The organism is Methylohalobius crimeensis 10Ki (assembly GCF_000421465.1).
GTDB lineage: Bacteria > Pseudomonadota > Gammaproteobacteria > Methylococcales > Methylothermaceae > Methylohalobius > Methylohalobius crimeensis.
Genome location: NZ_ATXB01000001.1, coordinates 598,764 through 622,016 on the forward strand (window position 1 = coordinate 598,764; position 23,253 = coordinate 622,016).

Genomic DNA, 23,253 nt, shown 5'->3' on the forward strand with positions numbered 1-23,253 from the left:
GGGTGTTGTTTCCGGCAATCTCAATTACCAAAAATCCAGCCTCGTCGCGTGACGAGGCTCTTTGTTTAATCATAGTCGATTCGTGGGATGTCAGAATGGCTTGACCGTCGCCAGAATCACGATGACGAACAGGAACAAAACGGGAATTTCGTTGATCCAGCGATAATACAGGTGGCTATGGCGATTGCGGTCGTGCTTGAAATCCAATAGCCACTTGCCGCAGGCCAAATGATAAACCACCAGCCCGGCGAGGAGGGCGAATTTGGCGTGTAGCCAGCCTCGGCTTGCGTATACGGCCCAGGCGTAATCGTACAGCATCCAGAAGCCGAAGAGGAAAGTCAGCACCATCCCCGGGGTCATGATGCCGAAATAAAGTTTGCGCTCCATGATCTTGAAGCGTTCGCGGCCGGTATCATCTTCGGCCATGGCGTGATAGACGTACAAGCGGGGGAGATAAAACAGTCCGGCGAACCAGGTCACCATAAAAATCAGATGGAAAGCCTTGAGCCACATTATGCTTCTCCTCGTTCAAGCTGTTCTTCGATGAGGTTGCGGAGGCCGACCGTATCCGGCAGGCCGGTGTGCTGCATGATGAGGGTGCCGTCCGGAGCGATCAAAATCAAGCTGGGAATCAGTGCAATGTCGAAGGTATCGGCGATTGTTCCGACAGGATCCAGCACGATCGGATAGCCGAGGGCGTGGGTTTGGGTATAGGCGACCACCCGGCTGGGTGGGTCGTAGGGCATGGCCACCGCAAATATTTTCAAACCGCGCGGACCGTAATCTTGCTGAATGGCCTGCAGGATGGGGATTTCTCGCAGGCAGGCGGGACAATCCGTGGCCCAAAACGCCAACAAGACTGGCTGGCCCCGTAGTTCGTGCAGGTGAAATTTTTCCCCCTGGATCGTGGTAAGAGTGAGGTCGGGCGGTCTTTTCGGAGACAAGAGCCCCCATCCCATAGCGACGGTTAGGGCGACAGCGAGGCCCAACACGACGAGTCGTTTAAGTCCGCGGCGGGGGTTGAAGTACATAGCCTTCGGTCAGGGTTTGGTAGAGCGGCGCGGGATTCAATAAGCGCGATGTGCCTGCGGCGATGAAAGCCGTGGCCATCATCGGAAGCAGCAGGTTGTGGGTGTCGGTGATCTCCATCACCAGCACGAACGCGGTCATGGGGCTCTGGAGTATGCCGGAAAAATAGGCGGTCATGGTGAGGAGGATCATGACCAAAGGGTCGGTTAAAGGCAACCAATGGGACAGGTCGGCGCCCAGTCCCGCCCCCACCGTCAGGGAAGGGACGAACAGGCCGGCCGGTACGCCGCTTAGGGCGGTGGCGAATACGGCGGCTCCCTTTTGCAGGGGATATAAAGGCGGCATGTTTTCAGGATGGGTCAGGATCTGCTTGAGCATGGGATAGCCGGTGCCGAAGGTGAGGTCTTGGGAGGCGTATCCCAGGCCAGCAACCACCAGACCGCAAGCCAGGGCCAATCCGATCTGACGCCAGCGGCCGAGCCGCGCTATGCGGCGGTAGGATTGAACCAGCAGCCAACTGAACACGCCTCCGCAAAAACCGCCTAGCACGCCGCAGACCGGGATAGCCCACCAATTTCGAAGATCCATCAGTTGAACTTCGGCGGTGTCGAGGAAGACATATTGATTGAGAATCACATAGGCGGTAATGCCGGCAAAGATGATCGCCGTGAGCACCAGACTCTCGATGCGTTCCTCCAGGGATCGCCCCAGCTCTTCGATGGCGAACATGATGCCGGCCAGGGGCGCGCTGAACAAGGCCGCAAATCCCGCGGCGCTGCCGGCCAAGATAAAACCGCGTTCCAGATAGTGCGGAGGAAAGCGGGCCAGTCGGCCCAGGGAGGTCATGATGGATGCGCCGATCTGTATCGCCGGCCCGCCCAGCCCGGCGGAGGCTCCCGCCAACAGGCTTAGATTGGTCAAGATGACTTTGCCTGCGGCGATGCGGAGGGAAACCAGACGGCTACGCAGGGTCAAATCGTCTTGGATGGTAAGGGCTGCTCTCACTTGCGGAACGCCGCTGCGCTCGGAGCCGGGAAACCAATATTCCATCACCCCGACAATCGCGGCCATGCCCAAGGGGCAAACCAGGAAGACGGTCCAAGGCCAATGGTGTACGAATTGCCGAAATTCGGCCGCGGTTTGCTCGCTCAACAGGGAGAGGGCGCTGATGCACAACCCTACCAAGATCGTACCGCTCCAGAAGACGATGCGCTGTTTCATCGCGCCGGCGGAAAACGGACGCAGTTCCAAATCGCTTTGTCGCTCCAAAATGCGGTGTCGGAATTTGGTGGATGGTGTGAGATTTTATGAGTATAATTTAATGTTTAAATGTCTTTCAAATAGTAACTGAATTTAACCTTATCGAATCGAAGGAGATTAGATGCCCAGTGTTAGAGTGAAAGAAAACGAACCTTTCGATATCGCCCTGCGTCGTTTTAAACGGGCTTGCGAAAAAGCCGGTGTGTTGTCGGAAGTTCGCCGGCGGGAACATTACGAAAAACCCACCGAAGCGCGCAAACGCAAAGCCGCCGCCGCGGTCAAACGCCATCTGAAACGCTTGTCGCGCGAGCGCTACGCCTTGGAAAACCTGCGTCGGGGGCGTTCGGTTGCCTGAGATGGACGTCAAGGCGCATCTCCAACAGGATATGAAAAACGCCCTCAAGGGCGGAGACAAGGTGCGTCTCGGCACCATCCGCCTGATTATGGCCGCCATCAAGCAGCGCGAGGTGGATGAGCGCATCGAATTGGACGACTCCCAGATTTTAGCGGTGTTGGACAAAATGGCCAAGCAGCGGCGCGAATCCATCGCCCAGTACCAGGAGGCGGGACGCGACGATCTGGTGGAGAAAGAGCAAGCGGAGCTGGAGGTGATTCGGTCCTACTTGCCTGCGCCTTTGAGCGAGGCCGAAATCGACGCCCTGATCGAGCACGCCAAGGCCGAAGTCGGCGCTCAGGGGGTTCGGGATATGGGGAAAATCATGGCCAAGCTCAAACCTCAGTTGCAGGGGCGAGCCGATTTGGGCCAGGTGAGTGCCAAAGTGAAAGCGGCGCTCACCCGGGGATGACCCCGCTTGTCCCATGTGCCCATAGCGATGGCGGGGCGTATTCCACAAAGCTTTATCGACGAACTTTTGGCCCGGGCGGATATCGTCGAAATCATCAACGCCCGGGTCCCGCTCAAGAAAACGGGTCGCAATTTTGTGGCCCGTTGTCCTTTCCACGACGAAAAAACGCCTAGTTTCAGCGTCAGTCCCAACAAGCAGTTTTACTATTGTTTCGGTTGCGGCGTTTCCGGATCGGCCATCGGTTTTTTGATGGAGTACGATCACTTGACCTTTCCGGAGGCGATCGAAACCTTGGCGGCGCACTATGGATTGACGGTGCCGCGCGAAAACGGCGCGGGCCGGGAAAAGGACGAAGCCGAACGCCAACGATTACAGGCGCTCTACCGCGTCAATCAGGAGGCGGCGGTTTTTTACGCCCGCCAGTTGCGGGAGACAGGCTGTTCGGCGGTCGAATATCTGCGCCGGCGGGGGGTGGATGGCAAAATCGCCCGCCGCTACGGGGTCGGTTATGCGCCGCCGGAGTGGGAAGCCTTGTGTCGCCGCTACGACGCCCAGTTATTGGGGGAGGCGGGCTTGGCGATTGCCAAGGAGGGGCGCGGCCATTACGACCGTTTTCGCGATCGAATCATGTTTCCGATCCGCAACCGCCGAGGTCAAGTACTCGGTTTCGGCGGTCGTGCCTTGGGGGAGCAAGGACCGAAATACCTGAACACGCCGGAAACCCCGGTGTTTCATAAAGGCCGGGAAGTCTACGGTTTGTACGAGATGTTGCAGGTCGGTGGACGCCCGTCTCGAATCCTGGTCGTGGAAGGGTACATGGATGTGATCGCCCTGGCGCAGCAAGGGATTCCTTATGCGGTGGCTACCTTGGGCACCGCCGCCACCTCCGATCATGTGCGGCTGCTGTTTCATCACGCCGGAGAATTGGTGTTTTGCTTCGACGGCGATGCGGCCGGTCGGAAAGCGGCTCGGCGCGCCTTGGAGGCGGTTTTGCCGCAGCTTCAGGCGGGACGCAAGGTGACTTTTTTATGGTTGCCGGAAGGGGAAGATCCGGATTCCCTGGTTCGTAAAGAAGGCGCGCGAGCATTTGAGGAGCGCGTGCGTCAGGCGGAGCCGCTGTCGAGCTATTTCTTTCGCGGCCTGAGTGAGGATTTGGATTTGTCTCAAATGGAAGATCGGGCCGCTTTGCTGAAGCAGGCTCGACCCTTGTTGCAACGCTTGCCGGAAGGTGCTTTCCGGCAAATGATGCAAGCCCGCTTGAAGGAACTTGCGGGAAGCCGGGAGGTCGAAACGCGTACTGAAAGAAACGAGTCCATTCAGCGTCTTCCGCGTCTGCGGCAGCCACGCGTGGAGGAACGGGTCGCGGCCTTGTTGGTGCATCACCCCCGCGCCTTCGCTTGTTTGCCAGACGGATTTCGCGAAGCGGCCAAAATTGGCCGTCACGGCGAGCTATTGGCTCAATTGGTGCTAACCTTAGAGATGACTCCAGAAATTAATTCCACGGTTTTACTGGAAAAATTTCAAGCCAACCCCCATTTATCTCATTTGCAGGAACTATTGAGCCAGGAAGCGTTTCAATCCATAGAAGATCCCCAGAGGGAATTGCTGGATGCGGTGACCGCTCTCAACAGAAAGATCGACAAGTTGCGTCTGAAAGCGCTGCTGGGCAAAGCGGATCGAGAAGGTTTAACCCAGGAAGAGAAGGCCGAGTTGCTTACTTTGATGGGAGGGTCCCAAGGATCACCGTTGTTAGTTGACATTCAATAGCGTTATAATTGAAGGTTTCCCTCTGCCGACCCGATTAATATATCGATAGGTTGAATTTATGAATCGAGAGCAGCAACAGTCCCAAATTAAAGAACTGATCGCCAGGGGCAAAATCCAAGGATATTTGACCTACTCCGAGGTCAATGACCATTTGCCGGGAGATATAGTCGACCCCGATCAGGTGGAAGACATTATCGCCATGATCAACGATATGGGCATCGAGGTGCTGGAAGAAGCCCCCGATGACGGTCAATTGCTGCCCGATGTCGTGGTAAGCGACGATGAAGAAGCCGCCGAAGTAGCTGCCGCCCTGGTGGCGGCGGATAACGAGCTTGGCCGCACCACCGATCCGGTGCGTATGTATATGCGCGAGATGGGGACGGTCGAGCTGTTGACCCGCGAAGGGGAGTTAGAACTCGCCAAGCGGATCGAGGAAGGTCAAAACCAAGTGGCGGAGGCTTTATCCCGTTTTCCGGCGGTCATGGACCATTTCCTGGAATCTTTCAATCGGGTCGTGGAAGGAGAAGTCAAGGTAACGGACCTGATTTCCGAGTTCCTCGATCTGAGCGATCCGAGCGGTGATGGCATCGATAACAAAGCCATGTCTTCATCCCAGGACGATGAGGATAACGACGAGGTTGCCGAGGAAAACACCGGGCCGGACATGGAGGAGGTTCAAGAAAGGTTGGCCTTGTTGAAGAGCCGTTATAAAAAGGTGCTCAAGAGCCTCAAGGAATCCGGTTATGAGGATAAGCGCACCCAGGAAGCCTACGCGGCGCTGGCCGAGATTTTCATGGAGTTCCGCCGTACGCCCCAGTTCTTCAAGGAGTTGAGCCGAATCTTGGCCAAGGTGGTAGCGGAAGTCCGTGCCCACGAAAGACGAATTCTCAACCTCTGCGTCAAACAGGCGCGGATGCCGCGAAAACAGTTTATCCAGACCTTCGTCGGTCATGAGACCGATCCCCAATGGCTCGAACAACATTTGAAGGCGGATGCGCCGTATGTCGATACGCTCAAAGAATCGGCGGACGAAATCGCGCGCCTGCAGAGTAAGCTCGCCGCGATCGAAAAGGCGAATATTCTAAAGGTCGACCAGATCAAGGACATCAATCGGCGCGTCTCCATCGGCGAGGCCAAGGCGCGTCGAGCCAAGAAAGAAATGGTCGAGGCCAATCTGCGGTTGGTGATCTCGATCGCCAAGAAATACACCAACCGTGGCTTGCAGTTCTTGGATCTGATCCAGGAAGGCAATATCGGCCTAATGAAAGCGGTCGATAAGTTCGAATACCGGCGCGGGTACAAATTTTCCACCTATGCGACCTGGTGGATTCGGCAGGCGATCACCCGTTCGATTGCCGACCAGGCACGCACCATTCGCATTCCGGTGCACATGATCGAGACGATCAATAAGCTTAACCGCGTGTCGCGCCAGATGCTCCAGGAAATGGGGCGCGAGCCGACGCCGGAAGAGTTGGCGGTACGGATGGAAATGCCGGAAGACAAGGTGCGCAAGGTGCTCAAAATCGCCAAGGAGCCGATTTCCATGGAGACCCCGATCGGCGACGATGAGGATTCTCACTTGGGCGATTTCATCGAGGACGCGAAGGTGTTGTCGCCGGTGGAGTCGGCAACCGTGGAAGGCCTGCGCGAGTCGATGCAGAACATTTTGTCCAGCCTTACCGCGCGGGAAGCAAAGGTATTGCGTATGCGCTTCGGCATCGACATGAATACGGACCATACCTTGGAAGAGGTTGGCAAACAGTTCGATGTCACTCGCGAGCGGATTCGACAGATAGAGGCCAAGGCGCTGCGCAAGTTGCGGCATCCTTCCCGTTCGGATACATTACGCAGCTTCCTGGAAGAGTAATCGCCGATTTTGTGGGCCCTTAGCTCAGTTGGTTAGAGCAGGGGACTCATAATCCCTTGGTCGAAGGTTCGAGTCCTTCAGGGCCCACCAATGACATCGAAGCCTTACTGGGTCAATCCGGTAAGGCTTTTTTCTTGGTTCTATGGCGTTGCTTGAAGCCAAGCATACGATTGCAACTCCCCTTGCTCAAGGTTTCGGCTTGCTCGAATAGTTTTGACCGATTTGTGCAATCGGCGGTGGTTGGCCGGTTCCTTTTGCAGATAGGCGGTTTCATCCTCTTTCCGGTGGCGTAAATCCTCCAGATATTCCAATACCGCTTCCCGCGGCAAAAGCCGGTCAGACGCTTTCCTGCAGCGATTCCAGGTTAAGTGTCGAGTCGTTCGGGATTCTGGGTAATCTCTAATCTCCCACAGGTCCCCCGACGTCTGCATCGCCAGCCAAGATTCCTCAGTGATAATCCTTCTAGTTCACGTCGATGGCGTTCTGGTTGACGAATCGGAGGACCAAGCGCAGTTTTCCGGAAACGAAAACGGTAATGTAGCCGGTGATCTTCTGCATTGGATTCCGCAACCAATATACGTTTTCGCCACGATGTACAACGAACTTTTGTGGATAGTGTCGCGTTTTCGAATTCCCAGGGACCGCGAATTGGCAAAGTGAGATATAGCTCAAGGTTCCGATTTGTAAAATTTTTTTAAACTCGGATTAAGCAAAAAATTGAGTGGCCAGTTGCCGGTTTGATAGGGCTAACCTGATCCTTCTCCTGGCTTGTTCGCTTGTCCGCCTAATCGGGGACAAAAATCGCGATTGGCGCTTTGACTGGGAAAACTGAAAAAAAATGACGAAGAAATGGGATTTATCGCCAATCACTATAACTTCTATGCATATTGCATACTTAGGCAAATGAAGTCGACTCATAAGCGACGGAACTTAGTTACTAGCCATGTAATTCTGTTGACTTTATTGCTGGTGTGGGGAGGCAAAGCGGTGTCTGCCGATGGTGGCATCAACTGGCTAGCGACACAGGCTCAGGTCAACGGAAGCTATACGGGACCTTCTAGTCTTGCTACCCCATTCCAGGCAACTGCGGAAACCCTACGAACTTTTTTCCACCTGGATAAGCCGTCACAGCCGGGGATTCCCGGAGCGCGCCAATTTCTGGAAAGCGATAGCTATCCAAGCACCGAGCATCTCAGCCGTCTGATTCTCATGCAAGCCGATGCCGGTTTCGGCGTTGCCGAAGCGGTTGAGTCGTTGATCGACAACGCCAATCCGGGCGGCGGATTCGGCGAGTTAGAAGGTTACTCTAGTACGGCGCTGGATACTGCTTTCGCGCTCGAGGCATTGAATGCTGCAGGTTATAACAGTCATGAAATCGCATGGCGTGCTCTAGATTTTTTACTGAATGCGCAAAGGCCCAACGGCGGCTGGCGCGAAGGAGACAATGCTTCCAGCGTCTACGTCACCGGATTGGTTCTTCACGCGCTGGCACCATACAGGACAAGCGTTCAGGACGTAGCAGAAGCCATCTCCGCAGCGCGCAGCTTTTTGTTCTCCAAACGGGGCGCCGACGGTTTGTGGAGTGAGGACTTTGCAAGCGCAACCGCTCTGATGGCGTTGATTGTCAGCGCTACCGATATTACCCCGCTTCAATCCACCGCAGACGCCCTTGCGGCACGGCAAAGAACCAACGGCAGCTGGTCCGATGATGTCTTTTCCACTGCACTGGCTTTGCGGGCTTTGTGGCTTTACCAGCTCAGTTCAGCGGAGGTGAAATCTAACCTAGACGGAAGCGTCGGCGGTCGTGTGGTGACATCGGGAAGCGAGGCGCCGGTCGCCAATGCGGAAGTCTTTTTGGCTTCGCGTCCGGAATTTCGTGTTGTGACCGGAGAGGATGGCTATTTCCATTTAACGGGTGTGCCTGCGGGAACGGAAACCGTGGTCGCGGAAAAAGAGGGTTATTTGTCCGTCACCAATGTGGTGACCGTTTTCGCCGATCAGGAGTCGAATGCGGGGCAGTTGCTTCTGGCTTATAGTCCCCAAAGCGGCATCGTCACCGGTTCTATTACAGATAGCCATGATCAAAGTGCCTTATCCGGTGCGACGGTGAGCTTGATCGGTGCACAAGTTTATACCACAACCACGGGGGCCCGCGGTGCCTTTGAATTGGTTGGCATCGCCCCCGGCGATTATCAAGTGACTGTCGAAAAGACGGGTTATGTCACGGCTTCCGGCCAGGTGCATGCGGTTGCCGGCGAAGTCTTGGCACTGCGGCAGACGCTCGTGAGGACGGGTGCGTTTTTGGATGAGGCACCGGGCAACGTGACAGGGAGAGTGGTCGACGGCGCGACAGGCTCGCCAATCGCCGATGCCCGAATCGCGCTTAATGGAGAGATATCGGCAAGTACGGATGGCAACGGTAACTTCCAGCTTCCCTCGTTGGCACGCGGATCGTACCAAGCCACCCTAACGGCCGATGGCTACCGTGGTCAAATTATTTTCTTCGTATTCAATCCCGGCGCTTCAGGGGAACTTGGCACCTTGCGCCTTTACCACCTCAGTGACGCTATCGCGCCGTTCTCGCTGACACTCCATGGTCGGGTGATTGATGGGGTGACGGGACAGCCGATCAGCGGTGCGTCGATCAAACGATTGGGGACGGAGCTTGCCGTACAGTCCGATTTTAACGGTGTCTTCACTTTATCGGAGTTGGAGGTGCTGAATTTTGAGCTCGTCTTTTCCGCCCCCGGCTATGTTGAGCGGACATTTACGCTTTCGGCCAGTGGTTATGGTGAATTTCAGCAGGACTTTTTATTGCCTCCTGAAGAGGGTGATCCGAATGCCCCAACCACTACATTGACCGGCGTGGTCAAAAATCAATCGACGGGGGAACCGATCGCGGGAGCCAACGTCTGGTTGTCGGGCGATCAAGGGTTTTTGGCACAGACCGACAGGGAAGGGCGGTTTGAAATCGTGGGCATTGATGCGCTCGAGTTCTCCCTTCGGGCGAGTGCGGTGGGGTACGTGGAAACCGCCCGGCAGCTGACCTTGTCCGCCCACGGGGTCTATATGCTTGATATTGACCTTGAGCCGCTTGCCGACGATCCAGCGAAGGAGCGTTTCCAGGTGGTTTCGCTGATGGCTCTGAGTGAATCGGTCGGTGCTGACGAAACCGTGATATTCGAAGCGGAGATCGGCAATTTGAGAGACCAGGCGCAGGATGTTTTGGTCATCGGTGAAATGGTCAATGGGGCTGAAGAACCGATGGCAACGGTTATGCCTTATATCCCCGGCACCACTCAAACGGAGAGTCAATTCAGTTTTGCACCCGGGGAGGTCAAAACGCTCGACATCCCATGGCCTGTCGCACAAGCTGCGCCGGGCGACTACCAACTCATCCTGCGAGTGGTCGAACCCGGTACCGTCAGCCGCTCGCTGCCTACCGGTGTGGTGCTGGCCAAAGATAGAGCTTACGGTACGGTTCATCCGAGTGCCGCTTTCGACGGGACCCTCGGGCTGCAGCCGCCGCTGACCCAAGCGGGAACCCAAGTGCCGGTGAAGCTCGATGCCCTGGTTGTCAATAGCGGCAACGTGCCTCTTGAGAATCTCGCGCTGACATTGGTCATTGAGAATCCCGCGAGCGGCAATGTGGTGCACGAGGCAAGTGCCTCTTTCGGCCGGTTGGCGGTCAGCAATCATAAGCTGGTGAGCTTCGGCGAATGGATTCCAACAGCTGAAGGTAATCTGGATATCCGCATCGAATCTGCAGAGCCAAGTATCGCCGGTGAAATCCGCGGCAATTTTTACGTGGGCGATAAGGCGACGGGTACCTTTGCCGTGGATAAGGCCGTCGTCCCGGAAGGTACCCGGACGGTGCGGGGTACCGTGACCCTGGACGGCGTCGATACCGCTCTCGGAAGTACCACCGACCCATTGTTTTTTGCCGTGCGCAAAGCGGTACAAACCGGCGGAGAATACACAGCCCGCGAAGCCATGGCCTGGCAGCGGCGCAACCGCTGCATGGGCTGCCATATCCAGACGCAGAGTTTGGTGGGGGTAGCCGCGGCTTTCCAAAAGAATTTGGGCGATGAGGCTTCCGCCGTCAGTCTCTATAACACGATTGCCAGCAGCCGACAGGACGACGGCGGGTTGCGCTCCAGTCGCCCTCACAAGACGCGTACCCAGACCGCTTTGGGGGCATGGTCGCTTTCAGGTTGGGACGACATCGAAACCAGTTTTAGAACTCTATATAAAGCTGCCGAACATCTCTACGAGCGCAAGTCGCGGTCAGGCAATCGAACCTGGTGGAGTCCGGATCAAAAAGGCGGCTGGTGGTATTCCAGCGATGCCCATACCGCTATGACAGTCAAGGCGTATACCCGGTTGCTCAATGCTGCCGCTGAGATCGATGTCGTGCAGATCGACGATTATCGTCTCGATGAGGTAGCAGGGCTTGGGCCAGGTGTCAAACCTCGGGATTTGGAAGTCGGACCGGACGGCTATCTCTATGCCATCAAGCAGACGGGCGACCTGGTTCGGATCGATCCCGATACGGGCGTCGCTGAGACGGTCGGCGATCGCTTGCCTATCGACGGCTTCGGCCTTGCCATCGACGCCGACGGAATAATTTACGTCTCCGGCAGGGGCGGCAAGCTGATTCGCCGGCATCCGGACGGTACCGTCGACACCCTGCTGTCGGGAAGCGGGGTGCTCACCGATGTGGAGATCGGCTTCGACGGGCTTCTTTATGTAGCGGACTATAGCCATCGTCGTATTTTGAAGGTGACCGCTACCGGCCAGTCGACGGTGTGGGCCGGGGGAGGCGTCCTCAATCGTCCTTATGGGCTGACACTCGATGAAGAAGGCAATGCATTCGTTGCCAACTACGGCGGTTTCAATATCGTCAAGGTAGATTCCGGCGGCACAGCGTCGATTTTTACCAACGGTCTCCAATACCGGCCGATCTGGATTGATCGAAATAGTTTGGGAGAATTCTATTTCTCGACCGCTTCCTATTCGAGCGAGGGACAATTTACCCCGGATGCCCTCAATCATCTCAGCGATCGCGGCGTGGTGGAGCGTTTGGCATCCGGCAATACCCTGCGCGGGGTAGCAGTGATGGGCGGGCGGACGTTTGCCGTGAGCACCAATGGCAACACTTTGCTGAAACTTCAGACCATACCTCTTGAGACCACATTGTTGCCAAATTTTGCCGAGGAAGTCGCCCGTGCGGCGAATTACTTCCTGGCCCGTTATGGGGACAATACTTCGGACAACATCGTTCAGGCCATGAGGCTGACCGGACTGGCCGAAGCCCGCCGCGTGGTTGCGGACGAAGCGCTGAAGACGGAAATCGACGCGGCCATCGACACCATCGAACAGGTGCTACGTAAACGTCAGCGAGCGGACGGCGGCTGGGGCCGCTATGTCGGCTGGGGAAGCGATTCCATGGTGACGGCCTTGGTCGGCATCGCCCTCGATTACACCGACCCCTCGAAGAACGATCCCCTGGTGCGCAATACCATCCAATATCTCCTGTCGAGTCAGCTCAGCGATCACTCCTGGCGCAGTGCCAATAGAATCCTGACGACGCGCCTGGCGGCGACCAGTTTGGTCGTGACTTATTTACCCGTCGCCTTGGAGCGTTTGGGCGGCATCGATGTGGATCTGCATCTGGCATTTCCCGAAAATTCGACATTGTCGGCGCCTTCCATTGCACCCTCGGAGCAATCCACCGACACCAGCGGCCACACCGAGTACCGTTGGCAGCTTCTCGGAGTGACTTCGAGCAGCCGGCAGCTCGATTTCGACCTGACCCTCGTCGATTTGGCCTTGGGCGAGGAACGGCCGGTGGCGCTGGAAGCCTACATCGAATTTCAGAACTCCTTCAACGAAGAAAAGATTCGTGTCGATCTGCCCATACCAACGGTTCGGGCGGAGAGCGAGATGAAGTTGACCCTCGGCACCGACCGCACCAACTACCAAGCTAACGATACCGTCGCTATCGATGTCGCCGTCGACAATACGGGGACGACCGTGGCGGACGGTCGCGTCGAATTGGCGATTCGGGCCGCGGGATCGAGCGATTCCCTCGCGGTTCTCGATCCCCATTCATTCACCGGATTGGTTTCCGGCGAACAGTTGCCGATGACCGACGACTGGGGAACCGGAACTACCTTGGTGGGTGAATATGCGGTCCACGCGCGTCTTTTGGACGCCCAAGATCGCTTGCTCGATTATAAAACCGCGCCGTTCACCATCGATCATGGCGAGGCGCCGGTGATCGACGCACGGGTGTTGACCGACAAACCGGTCTACGAAGCCTGGGATCAAGTATTGATCGAGGGACGGGTGGCCAATGTCAGCGAAAATGTCATTCAGCCACCGACGCGAGGCGTACTGACCGTTGCCGATCCCTCCGGCACGGTGATTTATACCAATCACGGCGATGTCGGCGAATTGGTTCCAGAGGGACTGCGGGATCTCGGCTTCACCTTGACCTTGGCCGACGCCCCGGCCGGTATCTATTCGATCACTTGGGAGGTGCTGGACGACTTCAGCCATGCGCTCTTGGCGACGCGAACGACCGATTTCACCGTAGAGCGGCAGGCGGTCCAAGGCTTGACCGGAAGCGTCGAAGCTGCACCGACCCGGGTTTATCAAGGCGATCCGGTGCAGTGTTCGGAGCAGGTGACCAATCTCGCTGCATCCGACTTGGCCGGTGTCAAACTGGTGAGTCAATTGGTCCGTCTCACCGATGAGCATGTCGTCGAAGGAGGTTCTCGGTTGGTGGATCTGAAAGGTGAGGGCACCCTCGTCGATCTCCGCGAGATTTCCACGGACGACCTGGCAGTAGGCGAGTACGCCTGCGTGCTGACTGCGGAAATCGAAGAGACCAGCCGCCAAATCGGCGTGGCATTTTTTGCGGTCTTGGAGCCGCCGATCCGAATCGAAGGGCAGCTGACGAGTGGCGACCGCGGTCGCGTGCTGGTGCTCCTTGACGAGGTGCCCCAAAAAGGTCGTGGCCCTTCCAAGGGCGGCAATGACCCCTTGGGACCCAACCATCGTCCCGACCTGCCTATCCAGCGCACGGTTCTGGAAACCCTGCTGACGGAGGCGGGTTGGTCCTATACCGTCGTGACCCGGTCCGACGACTTCGCCCGGGAACTCCGAAGCGGCGGCTATGTGGCCTACCTGCTGCTGTCCGAACAGGTCAAGCTGGCAGAAAGTGTACAGAAAGAATTGCGCGAAGCGGTTTATCGCGGCGAGGGGTTGGTGGAGGCCGGTGGCCACGATCAGCGTCAGGGAAGGATCGACGAGGCGCTGGGGGTGACGTTCCACGGCAAGTACGCCGGGATGACCGGCGTCGGTTTGCTCGACAGCCCGGTTGCATCGTCTGGAGACGCCGAATTTCAACTGGTCGACCGAAGCCTCCGAGCCAGCCTGGAAGGAGCCACGGCGATCGGTTACTTCAGCGCCGACGGAATGGCGACCGGCGAACCCGCCGTGACGGCTTACGAATACGGCCTGGGCAGAACGGTCTACGCCGGCATCGATCTATTGGCCGAGGCCTCGTTGACCGGCGCGGATGGTCTTTACGGCGAGCTTATGCTCGACGCTCTGGCCTATGTCCATCCGGACGATTTGACGCACTTAACCCAAGTCGTATATCCGGTGCGCGTGGCGCTCGACAATCAGGGGATCGCGACCCCGGGACAAGTGATCCTCTCCTTGCCGGAAGGCGTCACCGTGGTGGATGCCCGCGGCGCCGAAATCGACGCCGATGCACTTATCTGGCCTTTCGATCTGGCGGAAGGCGGCCATGTCACTTTCCACGCCTGGCTCAAACTGCCGGACGTGCCGGTGCCAATTGACGCGCTGATCCAAAGCGGCGCCGCTCCGGACTGGGAGGACCAAGAGGCGTTGACCCTGGATCTGGCGCCGGCGCCTTTGATCACGGTAGAGGAAGCGTATGCCTTGGCCGCACCGATCAAGGGCCAAGCCTACAAACAGGTGCGGAAATATCTGCAATGGGCGCAAAACGACAGCGCTGCGGGCGACTGGCCGGCGGCGCTGTCGTCGCTCCTTCGCGCCGCCGATGCCCTGATTCCCATCGCCACGCCAGAGAGCGAGTCGCTGCGGGAAGCCGTGGCCCGCGCGATCCGCACCGTATCCATTCACATTGAACTATAAGAACCCAACAAGGAAACCAATCGATTATGCAGATTCCCCTCCTTGCCAGCATGCGACACACCTCCCGCTTCATGCGCGGCACCGCCGCGTCGGCGCTCATTGCTTTCGTCATGCTCATTCTGCAGCCCACGATCGCGGCGGCGCGATCCGATAATACGCCCGCCCCTCCGCGCACGCCGGGTCACAGTGACGGCGTGGAATCCAAGCTGTCCAGGACGTTGCAGCTGATTGAGCGCAAATTGGCAAGCGCGGAAGATAAATTGCTAAGACACCAGGGTGTCAGTGCGGAGCGCCGTGATATTAAGCAACTACGAAATACGCTCAAGCAACTCGATTCCGCAGCCAGAAAGGACTTTGCGCGAATCGAACGGCACATCCTCGACCACCAACTGGCGCCGGTCGTCTTGGAGCGCCATCGGGCCATGATCGACAACTACCGCCGGGAACTGCAAAGCCTAATCGATGAGTTGGAAGGCATCGAAGCCAGCAGCGACGACCACAATCGGTTGATCCATATCCAAAACGCCAAACGCCGGCTGAAAGCCAAACGGAACCAACGCAGTCAGCAGCCATTCGACCCCAATCAGCTGCCCAACACCCGTCTGCAGCCGCAGCCCAACCGCAAGCCTCGGGAAAAAAAAGCCGACTTTATTCAGGCCGGCCTGATCGATACCCCGCTTATCAATCTGGCCGCGCTGGGCGACTTCAGCTTTGACAAGCTAGTCGGAGCCGACAACCCGGCCTATTTAGCAGAAAGCCCCGAAATCGTCCTGACCCGGGCCATCAAGGACAAAGCGGCCGAGCTCAATCACGATCCGGTCAAGATCTACCACTGGGTCAGAAACAACGTCCAATGGCAGCCCACCTGGGGCGGCATCCAAAATGCCGAACTGACCCTTTCCGCCCTGCGCGGCAACGCCATGGACATCGCCGGGCTCACCATCGCCCTGCTGCGTGCCTCGGGCATTCCTGCCCGCTACGTGCACGGCACCATCGATGTCCCGGCTGACGAATTCAAGAACTGGGCCGGAGGCTTTACTGACGTCACCGCCGCCGCCACATTCGCCTCTTCCGGCGGCATTCCCGTCACTTCCATCATCAGCGGCGGCCAGATCAGCAAGGTGCGTCTGGAACACGTCTGGGTGGAAGCCGCCATCGACTACATGCCCTCGCGCGGCGCCAAAAACCGGGATGCCGACGCCTGGGTGGCGCTGGACCCCAGCTACAAGCAGTATGAATTCAAGAAGGGCCTGGATGCCGTCGCCATCAGCGGCATCGACCCCGAGCAGCTGGCGCAAAGCTTCATCGACAGCGGCACCGTCAACGAAACGGAAGGCTGGGTCACGGGTTTCGACCCGACCATTCTGCAGAACGCGCAGACTCAGGCGCAGCAGCAGCTCGAAGCCTACATCCAGGAGAACCTCACCGACCCCACGGTGGGCGACGTCATCGGCGGACGCCAAACCATCATCCAGGAATACCCGATGCTGCCCTCCGGCCTGCCCAACCGGATCGTCGTCGCCGGCAGCCGTTACGACAAGTTGCCGGCGAAGCTTCAGCAGACGATCACCTGGGCCTTCGGCAAGGACATCCTCGGCGACCTGATCGACCCGGTGAGCCTCCCCTTCGCCCGGGTCAACAACGAAAAGATCACCCTTTCGTTCAAGCCCGCCACGGAAGCCGACGAACAGGCCCTGCTGTCGCTCTTGCCGGAAGGCGAGATCACCGACATCAGCCAGCTGCCGACCAGCATCCCGGCCTACCTGGTCAACGTGGTGCCGGAACTGGCCGTCAATGGCCAAGTGGTGAAAACCGGCAGCGCCATGAGGCTCGGCGAAGAACTCGACTTCGTCACCGCCACGCGCTTTGCAGGGCGCGGGCAACTGCAAAGCCCCCGTACCTACAAAGTCATCGTAGGTTCCTACTTGGCCGTCAACGCCTACGCCGGCAGCGTCTCCCCGGCCCAGCTGCAAGCGGTGAAAACCAAGCTGGAGCAGACCAAAGCGGTGCTGGAAAGCGCCGACCAGGCCCAAATCGGCGCCCTGACCCGGGAGGCGCTCCTGGGCGACCTGTTCCACGCCGGGGGACTGGGCTACTACGCCCAACTCACCGCCCTGAGCCATATCCTGGGCTTGCGAACGGGAGGCCACCAGACCCTCGCGGCCGGCACCGGCACCTTCGGCTACGAGCCCAATGTCGACTACTTCTTCGGCTCGCCGAGAAACCTCAAGCCCGGCGGCGTGGTATTCGACATCCCCCTGGTCAAGATCAGCGCCACCGACGACGGCGATGCCGAGCGGCAAAGACAGTTCACTCTGCAAACCGGCATTCTCAGCTCGGCGCTGGAACATGCCGTGCCGGAACAGATGTTCGTCAACGACCAGAACCCGGGTGAAGCCATTTCCGCCGTCAAAGCCCTGCAAAAGGCCAACGCCCAAGGCCAGCGCATCTACCACATCACCCAGGCCAATCAATCGGCCATACTGCCTAATATCCATCATCATTTAGACACCATGGACGAAATCCGAAACGCTTTGAATAACGGGAAGGAGGTAATTACCCATACGGATGCGGTGAGCGTGCCGGGTTGGTCGGGTGCGGGCTATGTCATCGTCGATCCGGTGACTGGAGATGGGGCTTATAAAATTGCAGGTGGAGGAAATGGAGGGTATTTGTTTCTGCAAGGCTCCTTCATGGGTATTTTATTGCCATCAGCTATGTTGTTGGTATTTGGTGGAGGGTTGCTCGGAATTCTCAGTGCCGTATTATCTGTAGTTATAATGACATACATTTTAATAGAGGTATCAGCGCAACAGAAGGCTGGGTGCTTTTGGGCTGGTTTTTCTGCTGGGTTGGGTATTTTGACATCGATTGGAGTAGAAGTTGGTAAAAGAGCAAGCTTTATATTTTGGATGCTTACACTGGCATTGTCATATAATTCTACAACTGGCACGGAGCCAATTGAAAGATGTCTGGAGTTTTAAATGATATATTATGTTATGTCTTGCCTAATAATAATTATTTTTTCAAAATACATTTATCGTTTATATGTGATGATGGATGGAAAGAATAAGCAAATATTTGGATTTGAAGACATCGATCCTGTAGCTATAGTTGTTGTGGTTTGTGTGGGGTTTGTCCCAATGATTGTATATTTTACAGAATACGAATTATGGTTTATTTTGTTGGCCTTTGTATTGATTTCAATATGTTTATGTGAAAAACCGAGTGTCGTTATGAAGCTATTCTGTTTGTCGGTTGTATTTCTAAGTATTTCTTTGCGGCTCGGTGTTTCTGGTTATTATCTCATAGCTATTAGCGCTATCTTTCCTCTTTTTAGCTTTATAGTTTTTATTTTATCTAAAATTTTTATGAAGTGGGATGGGGTTTTGTTTAAAATCTGAATCCGTATTAGATAACTAACTTTTGCGGGATTATTTGCTCATTTCTGTGACAGCTTTTCCTCTTCCTCAAGCTTTCAACCGATACCCTGTTTTGAAAATTAACCAAATCGCGAAGAGACAAACCAGCAGAAACGATAGAATCACGCCCAAGCTAATGAGGATATCCACATCGGCGACTTCATAGAAGCTCCAGCGAAAACCGCTGATCAGATAGACCACCGGATTGAACATGGATAGGGTTCGCCAAGGTGAGGGTAGCATGTGAATCGAATAGAAGGTCCCGCCCAGAAAAGTCAGCGGGGTGAGAATCATCAGCGGAATGATCTGCAGCTTTTCGAAACTGTCCGCCCAGATGCCGATGATGAAGCCGAACAGGCTGAATGACAACGCGGTAAGCAACAGAAAGCCGAACATCAAAAACGGATGGGCGATGTGGTAATCCACGAACAAGCGTGCCGTCCCCAGGGTTAACAAGCCGACGATCACCGACTTGGTCGCCGCGGCCCCGACGTATCCGGCGACGATTTCCACTGCGGAAATGGGCGCGGACAGGATTTCGTAGATCGTGCCGATGAACCTCGGCATATAGATGCCGAACGACGCGTTGGAAATGCTTTCGTTCAGCAGCATCAGCATGATCAGTCCGGGAATGATATAGGTCCCGTAGCTGATGCCGTCGATCTCGATCATGCGCGAGCCGATGGCCGAGCCGAATACGACGAAGTAGAGCGAAGTCGAGATGACCGGCGAAAGGATGCTTTGCATCAGGGTGCGGCCGGTACGCGCCATCTCGAATCGATAAATCGCTTTGATGCCGTACCAATTCATGGCCGCGACCTCACCAGATTGACGAAAATTTCCTCGAGCGAACTTTGACGGGACCGGAGATCCTTGAAGTCGACGCCGTGCTCGTTCAGGCGCCGCAAGAGATCCGCGATGCCGGTGTGTTCATGGCGAGAATCGTAGGTAAATATCAGCTCGGTCCCGTCGTGAGAGAGCTCCAGCGGGAACCTTGCCAGTTCCTCCGGCAGGTGATCGAGCGGGTGCTGCAGATAAATGGCGAGCTGTTTCTTGCCGAGTTTTTCCATCAGCCTCGCTTTCTCTTCCACCACGATCAGTTCGCCGTTGTGGATGACGCCGATGCGATCGGCCATCTCCTCGGCCTCTTCGATGTAGTGGGTGGTGAGAAAAATGGTGACGCCGCTGGCGCGCAGATCGCGCACCATGTCCCACATTTCACGCCGAAGCTCCACGTCGACCCCGGCGGTGGGTTCGTCGAGAAACAGAATGCTCGGTTCGTGGGACAACGCCTTGGCGATCATCACCCGGCGCTTCATGCCTCCGGACAGGGTTTGAATCTGGGCGTCTTTCTTGTGCCACAGGGACAGCGCGCGCAGGACTTTTTCTATGTGGCGCCGATTGGCGGGCTTGCCGAACAAACCGCGGCTGAAGCTCACCGTGGCCCATACCGTTTCGAACATGTCGGTGGACAGTTCCTGAGGTACCAGGCCGATTTTCGACCGCGTTGCGCGGAAGTCGGCAACGATGTCATGCCCGTCGACCGTGACGGCGCCTCCGCTCGGTCTGACGATTCCGCAAACGATGCTGATCAGTGTGGTTTTGCCGGCGCCGTTGGGACCGAGCAGGGCGAAGATTTCGCCGCGCCGGATTTCGAGATGGATGTCTTTCAGCGCCTGAAAGCCCGAGGCATAAGTTTTGCTGAGACCTCTTACTGAGATGATGGGAGGCACGCGAAGTCCTAGTGGTTCGGTTGCAACCTTGCCGGCTCGTCGGGCCGGCAAGGCGAGGTTAGGGTTTTATATCCCTTGGCAAGGAGCGGAAAGGGGTTTGGCAATGGCAGTTCGAGAAAGATCAGGTGCGCCACGGATGTTCGGGAAGATCGCAGACGCCGATGGTTTTGGCGCCGGCGCGGGCCACGATGTCGTCATTTTCCACCGAACTGCCGCTCACGCCCACCGCTCCCAGCATGAAGCCGTTGTCATCGACGATCGGCACGCCTCCGGGAAAGGTGATCAGCCCGTCATTGGAATGCTCGATGCCGTAGAGCGGTTTGCCGGGCTGAGACAGCTGACCGATTTCGCCGCTCGGCATGCCGAAATAGACCGACGTGCGGGCTTTTTTAATGGCGATATCGATGCTGCCGACCCAGGCGTCGTCCATTCGGTAGAAAGCCTTGAGCGTGCCGCCGGAATCCACCACGGCGATACACATCCGGGTTTGGGTTTCTTCCGCCTTTTTCAGGGCGCCTTGAATGATCTTTTGGGCATCTTCAGAGGTGACATGCATGAATTTTCTCCGGTTGTCAGGGGGTTCAGTGATTATAGGCGTTCTAGAGAAATTTCGAAATTGGGTAACATCATCTCTCAAATTCCATTGAACTTGTCTGGTTTTGTTGCGGATCAGGAGGGTGCTTTGTAGAGTAGGGATATATCCTGAAGTGGTGCTCGATCCGGCAGGCATAAAACGGTGCGTGCCATCTCCGGATAGATGTGATCTGCTTAGAACTTAAATGGAGTCAGAATATGGCAGGCCAAACCGACCGGATGGTGTATGTTTGGGACCCGTTGGTGCGCATCCTGCACTGGGTTTTGGTGGTCGCGTTCTTTGTCGCGTATTTTACCGAAGAGGATTTTCTGACGACCCATACCTGGGCCGGATACACCGTGGGCGCGGTGGTGATTGTGCGCGTCCTCTGGGGGTTGATCGGGCCGCGGCACGCGCGTTTCAGCGACTTCATCTACTCGCCGGTTGCCGTCGTTCGTTACACGTGGGACTTGCTCACTTTGCGGAGCGGTCGGCACTATCTCGGCCACACCCCGGCCGGAGGCGCGATGGTGGTCGTGTTGTTGGTCATGCTTGCCGCAACGGTTTGGAGCGGTATGGAGGTTCTGGCGCTGGAAGAAGGCACCGGTCCCTTGGCGCGCTTCACGGGAGAAGTTTCTCCGTCCTCGCCATTCGCCAATGAACAAGCGCTGGAAGAAGCCGAAGATTTTTGGGAGGAGTTGCACGAGTTTCTCGCCAACTTTACTTTGGCCCTGGTGATCGTGCATATCGGTGGGGTGTTGCTGGCGAGCTTCGTCCACCGTGAAAATCTGGTGAAAGCCATGTTCACCGGTCGCAAGCGCCAAGACGAGTAAAGGTCGCACAGCCACGTCGGCAAGCGGCGTGAACAAGCCTGCCTGTCCCTTGCAACAAAACCAAAATGTGACAAGATCCCGACACATCATGTATTCTATGGTCGCTTCGGGCCGAGCAGGCGCGATATTGAATGCGATAATTTCTTGAAAACGCTGATTTTTTAAGAAACACAAGGAGTCATAATTCCTGAATCCGCCGCATTTATTTGGAGAGGTGCCGGAGTGGCCGAACGGGTCTGACTCGAAATCAGGTGTACGCGCAAGCGTACCGAGGGTTCGAATCCCTCCCTCTCCGCCATTACCCATCCCGATCCCGGGGGTTCCATATGTGGATTCAAAAGAAAATCGTCTTGTCGCCTAAATCCCGGGGGTTTCATCTTATTACCCGGGAACTGTTGGAGCATCTGCCGGAATTGCGTGACTTCCGGGTGGGTCAGGCGCAATTTTTCATCTGCCATACCTCCGCCTCCCTGACCATCAACGAAAACGCCGACCCCAGCGTGCGCGCCGATATGGAGGCGCATTTTACCCATTTCGTTCCCGAGAACGCCCCCTATTACGAGCACACCTTGGAAGGGCCGGACGATATGCCGGCGCATATCAAGGCTTCTTTATTGGGGCCGTCGGTGACCATTCCCATCGGCGAGGGACGCCTGCGTTTGGGTACCTGGCAGGGAATCTATCTGGGCGAGCATCGTAACCGCGGTGGGCGCCGCACCGTGATCGCGACGTTGCAGGGAGAATGAGCGAAGCGGTCGTGCTGGCCGCCGATGTGGGCGGCACTAAGACCCTGCTGCGGCTGGCATGCTTTTCCGAGGAAGGATTGCGCGTGCTGGGGGAAGCGCGGTTCGCCAGCGCCGATTACGACCGCTTCGAGGATCTTCTGTCCGAGTTCGTGCAGGGCGACGACCGGCCGGTTGCCGCCGCCTGTTTCGGGGTGGCCGGACCCGTCGAGGACGGGGTGTGTCGGACCACCAATCTGCCCTGGCGGTTGGATGCGAAGAGGCTGTCCGATTTGCTGGAGGGGACGCCGGTACAGCTTCTCAACGATCTGGAAGCGGCGGCCTTCGGCATTCTTCATCTTCCGGAAACCCAATTGGTCGAATTGAATCCGGCCGCCCGGCGGCGTGACCAGGCCAACCGGGCGGTGATCGCCGCCGGTACCGGCTTGGGGGAAGCGCTGATTTTGCACCCCGAAAAGGATCCGCTGGTGGTTGCCACCGAGGGCGGTCATTGCGATTTCGCGCCCTTGGATGTGTCCGAGGACCGCTTACTGGAGTGGTTGCGCGACTGCTACCCCGAACACGTCAGCTACGAGCGGATTCTATCCGGTTCCGGTTTGGTGGCCATTTATCATTTTCTGCGCGCTCAGGACCCCGCCAGCGAAAATCTCCAAGTGGCCGCTGCCATGCTGGAAGAGGATCCGGCGGCGGTCATCGGTCGCTGGGGCGTCGAAAGGCGCGATGTGCTGTGTTATCGGGCGCTTGCTTGGTTTGCCCGGATTTATGGGGCCGAAGCCGGCAATTTGGCTTTGAAAAGCCTGGCTTTGGGTGGTGTCTATGTGACCGGCGGGATCGCGCCGAAAAGTTTGCCGATCCTGCAGGAGGGCGGATTCATGGCTCGATTTGCCGCCAAGGGACGATTCAAGGAGATGCTGCGAAAGGTTTCGGTGAAAGTGGTGTTGAATTCGGATACCGTATTGATCGGGGCTCAGGAATGGGCGCGAAGCCACATGCTTCGGGCCTGAACAGGGGCTGTGTACAATGGAA

General features: G+C 56.9%; 16 protein-coding genes and 2 tRNA genes. 12 read left to right on the top strand and 6 right to left on the bottom strand.

Going from position 1 to position 23,253, the window contains the following annotated elements; translation table 11 throughout:
* Nucleotides 1-90: 90 nt before the first annotated feature.
* Genes hemJ through H035_RS0103155 form a run of 3 tightly spaced genes read right to left on the bottom strand, consistent with a single transcriptional unit; the run spans nucleotide 91 to nucleotide 2,298 of the window.
* Nucleotides 91-516 (bottom strand): protoporphyrinogen oxidase HemJ, encoded by a 426-nt coding sequence (gene hemJ, locus H035_RS0103145; protein WP_026596215.1) that lies wholly within the window; start codon nucleotides 514-516, stop codon nucleotides 91-93.
* Nucleotides 513-944 (bottom strand): TlpA disulfide reductase family protein, encoded by a 432-nt coding sequence (locus tag H035_RS0103150; RefSeq protein WP_161623999.1) that lies wholly within the window; start codon nucleotides 942-944, stop codon nucleotides 513-515. The genes hemJ and H035_RS0103150 overlap by 4 nt, the downstream gene beginning before the upstream one ends.
* Before the next feature lie 58 nt (nucleotides 945-1,002).
* The gene (locus H035_RS0103155) at nucleotides 1,003-2,298 is read right to left on the bottom strand and encodes a chloride channel protein (protein ID WP_022947554.1); all 1,296 of its coding nucleotides are present in this window, start codon (nucleotides 2,296-2,298) and stop codon (nucleotides 1,003-1,005) included.
* Between the two features lie 112 nt (nucleotides 2,299-2,410).
* Between H035_RS0103155 and rpsU the strand changes: the two genes are divergently transcribed.
* From rpsU to H035_RS0103205, 8 genes are all read left to right on the top strand, one after another.
* Nucleotides 2,411-2,644, top strand: coding sequence for a 30S ribosomal protein S21 (gene rpsU / locus H035_RS0103160; RefSeq protein ID WP_022947555.1), 234 nt, complete (start codon nucleotides 2,411-2,413; stop codon nucleotides 2,642-2,644).
* A gap of 1 nt (nucleotide 2,645) precedes the next feature.
* On the top strand, nucleotides 2,646-3,095 hold the full coding sequence (locus tag H035_RS0103165) for a GatB/YqeY domain-containing protein (protein ID WP_022947556.1): 450 nt from the start codon (nucleotides 2,646-2,648) through the stop codon (nucleotides 3,093-3,095).
* A 15-nt stretch (nucleotides 3,096-3,110) separates the two neighbouring features.
* Complete coding sequence (gene dnaG / locus H035_RS0103170) at nucleotides 3,111-4,862, top strand: DNA primase (RefSeq protein ID WP_235044595.1); 1,752 nt, start codon at nucleotides 3,111-3,113, stop codon at nucleotides 4,860-4,862.
* Nucleotides 4,863-4,920: 58 nt separating this feature from the next.
* On the top strand, nucleotides 4,921-6,729 hold the full coding sequence (gene rpoD, locus H035_RS0103175; protein ID WP_022947558.1) for an RNA polymerase sigma factor RpoD: 1,809 nt from the start codon (nucleotides 4,921-4,923) through the stop codon (nucleotides 6,727-6,729).
* Nucleotides 6,730-6,742: 13 nt separating this feature from the next.
* A tRNA-Ile gene (locus H035_RS0103180) sits at nucleotides 6,743-6,819 on the top strand.
* Between the two features lie 897 nt (nucleotides 6,820-7,716).
* The gene (locus H035_RS0103195) at nucleotides 7,717-14,922 is read left to right on the top strand and encodes a carboxypeptidase regulatory-like domain-containing protein (protein ID WP_161624000.1); all 7,206 of its coding nucleotides are present in this window, start codon (nucleotides 7,717-7,719) and stop codon (nucleotides 14,920-14,922) included.
* 26 nt (nucleotides 14,923-14,948) lie between these two features.
* Nucleotides 14,949-17,906, top strand: a complete 2,958-nt coding sequence (locus H035_RS18010; RefSeq protein WP_022947562.1) for a transglutaminase-like domain-containing protein — start codon at nucleotides 14,949-14,951, stop codon at nucleotides 17,904-17,906.
* Nucleotides 17,907-18,326, top strand: coding sequence for a hypothetical protein (locus H035_RS0103205; RefSeq protein WP_022947563.1), 420 nt, complete (start codon nucleotides 17,907-17,909; stop codon nucleotides 18,324-18,326).
* A gap of 66 nt (nucleotides 18,327-18,392) precedes the next feature.
* Here H035_RS0103205 and H035_RS0103210 read toward each other — a convergent pair whose 3' ends face one another.
* The 3 genes from H035_RS0103210 to H035_RS0103220 form a co-directional block, all read right to left on the bottom strand.
* The gene (locus tag H035_RS0103210; protein WP_022947564.1) at nucleotides 18,393-19,154 is read right to left on the bottom strand and encodes an ABC transporter permease; all 762 of its coding nucleotides are present in this window, start codon (nucleotides 19,152-19,154) and stop codon (nucleotides 18,393-18,395) included.
* Nucleotides 19,151-20,077, bottom strand: a complete 927-nt coding sequence (locus tag H035_RS0103215) for an ABC transporter ATP-binding protein (protein ID WP_022947565.1) — start codon at nucleotides 20,075-20,077, stop codon at nucleotides 19,151-19,153. Before H035_RS0103215 ends, H035_RS0103210 begins: the two co-directional genes overlap by 4 nt.
* A gap of 121 nt (nucleotides 20,078-20,198) precedes the next feature.
* Nucleotides 20,199-20,633 carry a GlcG/HbpS family heme-binding protein gene (locus H035_RS0103220; RefSeq protein ID WP_022947566.1) on the bottom strand — a complete coding sequence of 145 codons (435 nt, stop codon included), beginning with the start codon at nucleotides 20,631-20,633 and terminating at the stop codon, nucleotides 20,199-20,201.
* Between the two features lie 236 nt (nucleotides 20,634-20,869).
* Here H035_RS0103220 and H035_RS0103225 point away from each other — a divergent pair, with 236 nt between their 5' ends.
* The 4 genes from H035_RS0103225 to glk all read left to right on the top strand — a co-directional run bounded on the left by H035_RS0103225 (nucleotide 20,870) and on the right by glk (nucleotide 23,231).
* Nucleotides 20,870-21,484, top strand: coding sequence for a cytochrome b/b6 domain-containing protein (locus H035_RS0103225; protein ID WP_022947567.1), 615 nt, complete (start codon nucleotides 20,870-20,872; stop codon nucleotides 21,482-21,484).
* Between the two features lie 208 nt (nucleotides 21,485-21,692).
* A tRNA-Ser gene (locus tag H035_RS0103230) sits at nucleotides 21,693-21,782 on the top strand.
* Between the two features lie 28 nt (nucleotides 21,783-21,810).
* On the top strand, nucleotides 21,811-22,230 hold the full coding sequence (locus H035_RS0103235; RefSeq protein ID WP_022947568.1) for a secondary thiamine-phosphate synthase enzyme YjbQ: 420 nt from the start codon (nucleotides 21,811-21,813) through the stop codon (nucleotides 22,228-22,230).
* Nucleotides 22,227-23,231, top strand: coding sequence for a glucokinase (glk, locus tag H035_RS0103240; RefSeq protein ID WP_022947569.1), 1,005 nt, complete (start codon nucleotides 22,227-22,229; stop codon nucleotides 23,229-23,231). Before H035_RS0103235 ends, glk begins: the two co-directional genes overlap by 4 nt.
* Nucleotides 23,232-23,253: the final 22 nt, after the last annotated feature.

Excerpts from the sequence above, each read along its gene's own strand:
- rpsU (WP_022947555.1), top strand. The coding sequence starts at position 2,411 with ATGCCCAGTGTTAGAGTGAAAGAAAACGAACCTTTCGATATCGCCCTG.
- H035_RS0103165 (WP_022947556.1), top strand. The coding sequence starts at position 2,646 with ATGGACGTCAAGGCGCATCTCCAACAGGATATGAAAAACGCCCTCAAG.
- rpoD (WP_022947558.1), top strand. The coding sequence starts at position 4,921 with ATGAATCGAGAGCAGCAACAGTCCCAAATTAAAGAACTGATCGCCAGG.
- H035_RS18010 (WP_022947562.1), top strand. The coding sequence starts at position 14,949 with ATGCAGATTCCCCTCCTTGCCAGCATGCGACACACCTCCCGCTTCATG.
- H035_RS0103205 (WP_022947563.1), top strand. The coding sequence starts at position 17,907 with ATGATATATTATGTTATGTCTTGCCTAATAATAATTATTTTTTCAAAA.
- H035_RS0103210 (WP_022947564.1), bottom strand. The coding sequence starts at position 19,154 with ATGAATTGGTACGGCATCAAAGCGATTTATCGATTCGAGATGGCGCGT.
- H035_RS0103220 (WP_022947566.1), bottom strand. The coding sequence starts at position 20,633 with ATGCATGTCACCTCTGAAGATGCCCAAAAGATCATTCAAGGCGCCCTG.
- H035_RS0103225 (WP_022947567.1), top strand. The coding sequence starts at position 20,870 with ATGGCAGGCCAAACCGACCGGATGGTGTATGTTTGGGACCCGTTGGTG.
- H035_RS0103235 (WP_022947568.1), top strand. The coding sequence starts at position 21,811 with ATGTGGATTCAAAAGAAAATCGTCTTGTCGCCTAAATCCCGGGGGTTT.
- glk (WP_022947569.1), top strand. The coding sequence starts at position 22,227 with ATGAGCGAAGCGGTCGTGCTGGCCGCCGATGTGGGCGGCACTAAGACC.